An 8,492-nucleotide genomic window follows, 5' to 3' on the forward strand; every position below is an offset into this window, starting at 1 on the left:
GCAGGCGATTCAGGCGCAGGCGCGTCAGCGTCTTGGCGTGGATCTCAAGCTGAATTACGTGGATTCTGGTACTTACGCGGATGTGCGTAAAAGCGGCAAGTTCGGCACTATCGCTAACTCGAACACGCCAACCGATGGTGTGGATATCGAAAACCACTATCGTCCGATTGCTCAGGGCGGCGCGATTAACTACAGCCGCGTCAACGATGAGAAGATCAATGGCTTGCTGGATAAAGCCGCCAGCACGCTGGATCTCAAGCAGCGTCGCGATTTCTACAGCCAACTGCAGCAGGTCGCTTTACCGCAGCTGGCGCTGGCAGTGCCGCTGTATGAACCGGAAGATCAGTTAGCCACTGCCAGCTACGTGCATGGCTACAGTTTCCGCAGCTATAAGCAGATGCCAGAAAGCGTTTACGATATCTGGATAACGAAACCGTAATTCTGACTCCGTAGGGTCGCCATTAATGGCGACCTGACTTTCACATTTGCACCCAACGGTCGCCATTAATGGCGACCCTACGCGATGGTTATTTCCGTGCGGATTATTGCATCGCCATAAAATACCATTTCCCATATTCAACAAATCGATTGCCGTTATTCTCGGTTTACTTTAATCCGCCGGATTTTAATACTTTCGGCAGGATTGAATAAGGAAACGGTCACCATGAGTCAGCTAATTGAAGTTGCCAAGCCCGACGATGCGGAAGAAATATTTGCGCTGTTGCAGCGTGCCTACGCCGCGCTGGTGGCGATGGATGTACATTTCACTATTTCACAGGGCAACGTCGAGCAGGTGCGCCGCGTCATCGAGCAGGAAACCGTGCTGGTGCTGCGCAAATGGAAACGCGCGGTAGCGACCGTCACGGTGCGTTTTCCGTGGCAGCAGGATGAAAATGCACCTTCATCGCTGCCGTTTATCCACTGGTTTGCTGTCGATCCTGATTACAAAGGGCAGGGCTTTGGCCGCGACATCATCACCTACGCCGAAGAAACTCTGCTGAAAGAGACGCTGAAAGCGCCGGGCGTCTATCTCGCCACCGCCATCAAGCATCCATGGCTGAGCGAGCTCTATCTGCGCCGCGGTTATCAACCGTTTCATCACCGGACCAATCCATTAGGCGAAGCGCTGGTGTTTCTGAAAAAGGAATTCAACCCGCCAGCAGATCAACCCATCGCCAAAATCGCCTGAACAACTAAAAAAGCACCTGCAACCACCAAGGATCTTATGAAAGCGAATCCAATCACTCTCGCGCTGGGTGTCATCTGCCTGCTGGGAAGCGCATCACTGTTCGCCGCTGAGCAACCGCGCAGCGGCGGCAGCTTAACCTTTGGCGTCGAAACCGAACCTGTACCGTTTAATCCGCAGCTAAATGGGCAATCCAAAGCGGAAGTGACGCTGCGCAACGTGTGGGAATCGCTGCTGGCGCGCCGTACTGACGGCAGTTTCGTACCCTGGCTGGCAGAGAGTTATGAGGTTAGTCCGGACGGTAAATCGTATCGCTTTAGCCTGCGTCGCGATGTCACCTTCTCCAACGGCGAGAAGCTGGATGCCAACGCGGTGGCCGAGAACTTCCGCCATGTGCAGGATGCGAAGTATTGCGCCGGTAGCAGCATTTGCGCCCTGGGCGCACGCATTGCCAGCGTGGCGACGCCGGACGATCACACCGTTACCATCACGCTGAAGCAGGGCTATTCGCCGTTCCTGTCGTTCGCCGCCAAATTGCAGATTCTGGCGCCGGCCAGCTGGAATTCACCGCAGCTGAAAGCCGGTGGCAAAGAGATCGCCGGTACCGGGCCATTTATTATCGAGAGCTACGAGAAAGGCCAGCAGGTGACGTTGGTGCGCAATCCGCACTACAACTGGGCGCCCGCCACCGCCAAACATCAAGGTCCGGCGTATCTCGAACGCGTCACCTATCGCTTTCTGCCGGAATCCTCGGTGCGCACCGGCGCGCTGCTGTCCGGTCAGTTGGACGCGATTGAAGGCATCTCTGGCAATGACGCGGGCGAATTTAAAGACAACCCCGACTTCACCTATCAGCACGCGCTGAATACCGGCACGCCGTATTCGCTGTTCCTCAACGTGGAATACGGGCCGACGCAGGATGTGAAAGTGCGTCAGGCATTACTGCAAGGGCTGGATATCGATCCGCTGCTCAAGTCGGTGTATCGCGGTGAACGCACCCGCGCGTGGGGCATCACTTCGCCGGTCGATCCGCTCTACAACAACGATCTTGAAGGTCAGTACGGTAACAATCCCGCCGCCGCCAACCAGCTGCTGGACGAAGCGGGCTGGCAAACGCGCGACAGCGACGGTTTCCGCACCAAAGACGGCCAGCGTTTGAGCATTGAGGTGATTCAGGCGCAGGCAACGGTGCGCGATCAGCGCGATGTATTGCTGCAGGCAGTTCAGGCGCAGGCACGTCAGCGTCTCGGCGTGGACCTCAAACTGCGCTACGTCGATTCTGGCACCTACACCGACGTGCGCAACACCGGCCACTTCGGCTCGATTGCTAACTCGAACACCGAAACCGACGGTATCGATATCGAAAACCACTATCGCCCGGTGAAAGCTGGCGGGCCGATTAACTACAGCCGCGTCAACAGCCCGCAAATCAACGGCTGGCTCGATCAGGCAGCAGCGACGCTGGATATCAATCAGCGCCGTAAATTCTACAGCCAGCTGCAGCAATACGCGCTGCCACAGCAGGCGCTGGCGATCCCGTTGTATGAACCCGAAGACCAGATCGCCACCGCCAGCTACGTGCACGGTGCCGGTTTCCGCAGTTTTAAACAGATGCCGGAGAACGCGTACGACATCTGGCTCAGCGACCACTAATCAGGAGGCGAAGATGAGTCTGGAAAGCATTGTCACCCGCACGCCACGCGCGCGTCGGCCATCGGTGTGGCGCAGCGACCTGACGCGCCGCATCGTCAGCCGTCTACTGGGCGGCGTACTGGTGCTGTGGGCGGCGGTATCGCTGGCCTTTCTCGGCGTGCATCTGGCGCCGGGCGATATCGTCAGCCTGTTGATCGGCGAGCAGCTGCGTACGCCCGCGATTGAGGCGGCGATCCGTGCCGAATGGGGCCTGAACGAACCGCTGTGGTGGCAATATCTGCACTATATGTGGCGCGTGCTGCACGGTGATTTTGGTCGTTCTTACATGCTCAACACTGAAGTCAGCCATCTGCTGGCCACGCAGCTGTGGCCCACCATCAAACTGACGCTGGCGGCGCTGCTGGTTAGCATTATTTTTGCGGTGGTGATTGCCGTCGGCACCGCGCATCGCCGCATTGGTCGCCGCGTGGCTAACGGCGTCGAACTGCTGCTGGCGTCCACGCCCTCTTTCTGGATGGGCATTGTGCTGCTGTTTATTTTCAGTTTCACCTTGCGCTGGTTCCCGGTGGCGGGCGATCGCTCGCTGTCGTCGCTGGTGCTACCGGCGCTGGCGCTCGGTCTGGCGCAGGGCGCGGTGATCGCTCAGCTGCTGCGCCGCGAGCTGGAGCGTGCGCTGGATGCGCCATTCACCCTGACGCTGCGCGCGTGGGGCGTGGGAGAAACCACTATTCGTTTGCGCCACGCGTTGCGTCATGCGGCGTTGCCCGCAGTGACTTTGACCGGTTGGCTGGTGGGCGGATTGCTCAGCGGTGCGGTGATTACCGAACAGGTATTTGGTCGTCCCGGCCTCGGCAAACTCACCGTCGATGCGGTGCTGGCGCAGGATCTGCCGGTGGTGCTGGCGGTGGCGATTCTCTCGGCGCTGATCTACGTGGTGATGAGCACCCTGGTTGACATCCTGTCGCTGTGGATTGATCCGCGTCTGCGCGGGGAGAGCAAATCATGATTGCCGTGCTGCAACGTCTTCCGGTTGCGCTGCCCGCCGCAGTGTGGGCGGCGATTCTGTTTCTCATTGTTTTGTCTATCGCGGTGATCGCGCCGCAGTGGCTGGCGCACAGCGATCCGCTGCTAGCCGATCCAGTTAACGCGCAGCTGCCGCCGTCGGCGCAGCATTGGCTAGGCACCGATCAGCTGGGACGCGATCTGCTGACACGCGTGATCTACGGCAGCCGCTATTCGCTGCTGATCAGTGTGGCGGCGATGGCGCTGGCGGTGGTGTTTGGCACCTTGCTGGGATTGGTTGCGGCGCTGGCGCGCGGCGTGGTTGATGAGCTGCTGAGCCGCGCGGTGGACGTGATCTCCGCCTTTCCCGATCTGCTGCTGGCGCTGATGCTGATCGCCTTTACCGGGCCCGGCACCAACAACCTGATCATCGCGCTCGGCGTCGCGTCGGTGCCGCGTTTTGCCCGCGTGGTGCGGGCACAAACCTACAGCGTAATGACCTCCGGCTACGTTGAGCAGGCGCGCACCTTTGGCCTGTCGCGCTTCACGCTGATCACCCGCCACATCTTGCCGCACGCCATTGCGCAGGTGCCGGCGCTGGCCACGCTGGGGCTCGGCACCGCGATTATCGGCACCGCCGGATTGAGTTTCCTCGGCATGGGGCCGCAACCGCCGACCGCCGAGTGGGGCCTGATGCTGGCGGAAGGACGCAACTATCTGCGTAACGCGTGGTGGATTGCCGTGTGGCCGGGCGTGTTTATCACGTTGACGGTGATTGCGGTTAATACGCTCGGTCGTTACTGGCAGGCACGTTTTGAAGGACGAACCGCATGAGCCAGCCGTTTATTGATATCCAGAATCTCTCGATCCGTTTCGGGCCGCAGCAGGTGGTGAAAAACCTCAATCTGCAAGTCGCGGCGGGCGAATCGGTGGCGCTGGTCGGAGAATCCGGTTCCGGCAAAACCCTGACCGCGCGCAGCTTGCTTGGCCTGCTGCCGGAAGGCGCGGTGTTAACCGCCGACCGTTTCACCATCGACGGACGCGATATGCGCCACGCCAGCCGCAGCGACTGGCGCGCGCTGCGCGGTCGTCGCATTGGCTATGTGTTGCAGGACGCGCTGGTGTCGCTCGATCCGCTGCGCCGCATTGGTCAGCAGCTGAGTGATGCGCTAAGCGCTGCCGGTCATCGCGGCCATTTGCAGGACAAAAGCATTGAACTGCTGAAGGCGGCGGGCATTCACGATGCCGAAAGCCGCCTCGAACGCTATCCGCATCAGCTTTCGGGCGGACAGCGACAGCGTGCGTTAATTGCTACCGCGCTGGCCGGCACGCCAACATTATTGATTGCTGATGAACCGACCACCGCGCTGGACATGACGGTGCAGCGCCAGATCCTGCAACTGCTGGCGCAGCGCCGCCGCGACGGCCACGGCCTGCTGCTGATTAGCCACGATTTGGCGGTGGTAGCGGAACTGGCGGATCGCGTGCTGGTAATGCGCGATGGCGAAGTGGTGGAGCAGGGCAACAGCGGCCCGCTGCTCAATCGTCCGCAACACGCCTGGACGCAGCGTCTGCTGCGTGCGGTGCCGACGCCCGCCACGCGCGGTTTGCGCCTCAGCGCGGCTGAACCGACGCCGCTGCCGCCACGCCCGACACGCAGCAGCGCACCGCTGCTGGAAGGCATCGGCCTGCACAAAGCCTACGGCGATCGTCTGGTGCTCAACGACATCAACTTCACGCTGCACGCTGGGGAAACGCTTGGCGTGGTCGGCGAATCAGGCTCTGGCAAAACCTCGCTGGTGAAAGTGGTGATGGGCTTAACCGAGCCGGACAGCGGCACGCTACTGCTGGAAGGGGAGCGCTGGGATCGTCTGCCGGAGAAAGCGCGTCGCGCCCGGCGTGCGCGGCTACAGCTGATCGCGCAGGACCCGTTCAGCTCATTTGATCCGCGCTACACGGTGGAAAAAATTATCGGCGAAAGCCTCGATAGCGCCGGGATTTACGGCGATGCGCGGCGTCAGCGCGTGCGGCAGCTGCTCGATGAAGTGCAGCTTGGCGACCGCTTCCTGCAGCGTTATCCGCAACAGCTTTCCGGCGGCCAGCGTCAGCGCGTGGCGATTGCGCGCGCCTTTGCACCGAATCCGGCGCTGCTGGTGGCCGATGAACCGGTCAGCGCGCTCGACGTTTCGGTACAAGCGCAGGTGCTGGATCTGCTGGCTGACATGCAGGCCGAACACGGCACCGCGCTGCTGTTTATCTCTCACGATCTCGGCGTGATCCAGCATCTGGCGGATCGCGTACTGGTGATGCAGAACGGGCAAGTGGTGGAGAGCGGGGAGCTGCAGCAGGTGTTCGCCGCGCCGCAGCATCCGTGGACGCAAAAACTGTTACAGGCGCTGCCGGTCATTCCCGACTGGCAGCCCGCGAACGCATATTAAGGAGAGCAGAATGAGTCAGACACAACGCCAGCTGCGGCTGGGCGCGATTATTCAGGGCGTATCCGGCAACATGTCGGCATGGCGTCATCCCGATGCGGTGGCGGATGCCAGCATTAACATCGATTACGTGCTGGATCTGGCGCGCAAAGCCGAGCAGGCGAAGATCGATTTCCTGTTTGTCGCCGACGGCTTGTACATCACGCCGCAGTCGATACCACACTTCCTCAACCGTTTTGAGCCGATCACCTTGCTGTCGGCGCTGTCGCTGGTGACCAAAAAAATCGGCCTGGTCGCCACGCTTTCAACCTCCTACAGCGAGCCGTTTACCGTGGCGCGCCAGTTTGCCAGCCTCGACCATCTGAGCGGCGGTCGCGTTGGCTGGAACGTGGTGACCTCGCCGCTGGAAGGCTCGGCGAAAAATTTCTCGCGCAGCACGCATCCCGAGCATGACGAGCGTTATCGCGTTGCCAGCGAATATTTGCAGGTGGTGAAAGGGCTGTGGGATTCATGGGAAGGCGATGCTTTTGTGCGCGACAAACAGAGCGGGGAATTCTTCGCCGCCGACAAGCTGCATACGCTGAATCATCAAGGGCACTACTTCTCGGTGCAGGGACCGCTCAACGTTGGCCGCTCACCACAAGGACGTCCGATTGTGTTCCAGGCGGGCGCTTCGGAAGCTGGCAAAGCCTTCGCCGCAGAAGCCGCTGATGCCATTTACACGCGGCAGGAAACGCTGGAGCAGGCGCGCGAGTTCCGTGAAGACGTGCGTCGCCGGCTGGTGGCGCGCGGGCGCGATGCCGATGACATTCGTGTGTTCCAGGGCATCAGCGTGATTATTGGTGAAACGGAGGACGATGCCGAGCGTCGCTATCAGCAAACCGCCGAACTGGTGACCATCGATAAAGCGCTGGAGTATCTTGGCCGCTACTTCGAGCATCACGATTTCAGTCAATACGCGCTGGATGCCCCTTTCCCGGACATTGGCGAATTGGGCAGCAACAGCTTCCGCAGCACCACCGACAAGATCAAACAGAACGCCCGCGAACGAGGCTTAACGCTGCGCCAGGCGGCACTGGAAGAAGCCACGCCGCGCCCGAGTTTCCTCGGTACGGCGGAGCAGGTAGCGGAAGGGCTGGCGAACTGGTTCCTGCAGGGCGCAACCGACGGCTTTATCGTGCGCGGCGGCACGCCAACCGCGTTTGATGATTTCGTGGCACAGGTGATTCCGCTGTTGCAGGCGCGGGGTATTTATCGCAAAGAGTATGAAGGCGAGACGCTGCGCAAGAATCTCGGGTTGGCCGAGCCGGAAAACCAGTTCGCGGTGCAGCGTAGCAGTCAGCAGGTAGCGTGATATTGGTCAGGTAGATTTCCCGTAGGGTCGCCATTAATGGCGACCGTTCCAATCGATAAAGATGGTTACAACGCCGTCACGCCCAGCGCGGCGGCGCGATCTTTCCACTCTTTTACTTCGTCATAAAACGCCCGATAGCTCACGCTGAACCCGCTGATCAAACTCTCCGCCAGCAGATCCTGATAACGCTTATCGCTGGTCAGCTCGCTCAACGCACTGCGCAGTTTCTCAAGGGTTTCCGCATCGGTATTGGCCGACGTAATCAGCGGCAGCGCGGCGCACGGCGGCGTTTCGCCGATAATCTCCAGCCCGGTCAACTCCTCTGGATAATTGCGGCGCAGCAGCGCCCAGGTGATGCAATCAATCGCCGCGATATCCGTATCGCCGGCCCGCAACGCCGCCAGAGACTGACGATGGCTGCCGCTAAATCGGGTGTTGCTGAAGAATTTTCCGTTCTGCGCCAGCGGGGCAACTACGTAGCGCAGCGAGTTGAAGCCGGAGTGCGAATCGTTGCTGTTGCACACCGCGCGCCGACCGCGAAAATCGCTGAGCGTCAGGTTTTCATCTGCGCTGCGCGCCACCAGCCAGCTGCGATAGCGCATGCCGTCGCAGCCCTGCGCACTGGAGTGAAAGGTGCCAACCAGCTGCACATCGGGCAGCAGTTCCACCAGCGGATAACCGCAGGTTTGGCTCAGCAGCAATTGGTCATCGCGCCAGTGCGGCAGTAAATCCTGCGGCCAGCTAACTTCAGCCTGCACGCCGCGTTGTTGCAGCAGCGTCGTTAGCGCTGAGGTCAGGCCGATAGTTGCCTGATGATTGATGTCGTACATCGGTAACGAAAGCGTGGGCATCCTGTGCATCC

The 8,492-nt window shown here is 60.4% G+C and carries 7 protein-coding genes and 1 pseudogene; 7 read left to right on the forward strand and 1 reads right to left on the reverse strand.

What is annotated here, in order from left to right; genetic code table 11:
* From RTY00_RS14430 to RTY00_RS14460, 7 genes and pseudogenes are all read left to right on the forward strand, one after another.
* Positions 1 to 439: pseudogene (locus RTY00_RS14430) on the forward strand (ABC transporter substrate-binding protein); the annotation flags it as partial.
* Positions 440 to 664: 225 nt separating this feature from the next.
* On the forward strand, positions 665 to 1,189 hold the full coding sequence (locus RTY00_RS14435) for a GNAT family N-acetyltransferase (protein WP_312664911.1): 525 nt from the start codon (positions 665 to 667) through the stop codon (positions 1,187 to 1,189).
* Between the two features lie 36 nt (positions 1,190 to 1,225).
* Positions 1,226 to 2,839 carry an ABC transporter substrate-binding protein gene (locus tag RTY00_RS14440; RefSeq protein WP_312664912.1) on the forward strand — a complete coding sequence of 538 codons (1,614 nt, stop codon included), beginning with the start codon at positions 1,226 to 1,228 and terminating at the stop codon, positions 2,837 to 2,839.
* A gap of 13 nt (positions 2,840 to 2,852) precedes the next feature.
* A complete protein-coding gene (locus RTY00_RS14445; protein WP_061717675.1) occupies positions 2,853 to 3,845 on the forward strand; it encodes an ABC transporter permease in 993 nt (330 codons plus the stop codon).
* Positions 3,842 to 4,675 carry an ABC transporter permease gene (locus RTY00_RS14450; protein ID WP_312664913.1) on the forward strand — a complete coding sequence of 278 codons (834 nt, stop codon included), beginning with the start codon at positions 3,842 to 3,844 and terminating at the stop codon, positions 4,673 to 4,675. Before RTY00_RS14445 ends, RTY00_RS14450 begins: the two co-directional genes overlap by 4 nt.
* A complete protein-coding gene (locus RTY00_RS14455; protein ID WP_312664914.1) occupies positions 4,672 to 6,279 on the forward strand; it encodes an ABC transporter ATP-binding protein in 1,608 nt (535 codons plus the stop codon). The genes RTY00_RS14450 and RTY00_RS14455 overlap by 4 nt, the downstream gene beginning before the upstream one ends.
* Positions 6,280 to 6,289: 10 nt before the next feature.
* The gene (locus tag RTY00_RS14460) at positions 6,290 to 7,630 is read left to right on the forward strand and encodes an LLM class flavin-dependent oxidoreductase (protein ID WP_312664915.1); all 1,341 of its coding nucleotides are present in this window, start codon (positions 6,290 to 6,292) and stop codon (positions 7,628 to 7,630) included.
* A 65-nt stretch (positions 7,631 to 7,695) separates the two neighbouring features.
* On the opposite strand, the gene RTY00_RS14465 is transcribed toward RTY00_RS14460, so the two are convergent.
* Entirely contained in the window at positions 7,696 to 8,490 is a 795-nt protein-coding gene (locus tag RTY00_RS14465; RefSeq protein WP_312664916.1) for a phosphate/phosphite/phosphonate ABC transporter substrate-binding protein, read from the reverse strand.
* Positions 8,491 to 8,492: the final 2 nt, after the last annotated feature.

The sequence above is a fragment of the Pantoea sp. CTOTU49201 genome, assembly GCF_032054795.1.
GTDB lineage: Bacteria > Pseudomonadota > Gammaproteobacteria > Enterobacterales > Enterobacteriaceae > Pantoea > Pantoea symbiotica.

Bases quoted from the DNA above. Each gene is read 5' to 3' on its own strand.
- RTY00_RS14445 (WP_061717675.1), top strand. From the start codon at position 2,853: ATGAGTCTGGAAAGCATTGTCACCCGCACGCCACGCGCGCGTCGGCCA.
- RTY00_RS14440 (WP_312664912.1), top strand. From the start codon at position 1,226: ATGAAAGCGAATCCAATCACTCTCGCGCTGGGTGTCATCTGCCTGCTG.
- RTY00_RS14465 (WP_312664916.1), bottom strand. From the start codon at position 8,490: ATGCACAGGATGCCCACGCTTTCGTTACCGATGTACGACATCAATCAT.
- RTY00_RS14460 (WP_312664915.1), top strand. From the start codon at position 6,290: ATGAGTCAGACACAACGCCAGCTGCGGCTGGGCGCGATTATTCAGGGC.
- RTY00_RS14435 (WP_312664911.1), top strand. From the start codon at position 665: ATGAGTCAGCTAATTGAAGTTGCCAAGCCCGACGATGCGGAAGAAATA.
- RTY00_RS14455 (WP_312664914.1), top strand. From the start codon at position 4,672: ATGAGCCAGCCGTTTATTGATATCCAGAATCTCTCGATCCGTTTCGGG.
- RTY00_RS14450 (WP_312664913.1), top strand. From the start codon at position 3,842: ATGATTGCCGTGCTGCAACGTCTTCCGGTTGCGCTGCCCGCCGCAGTG.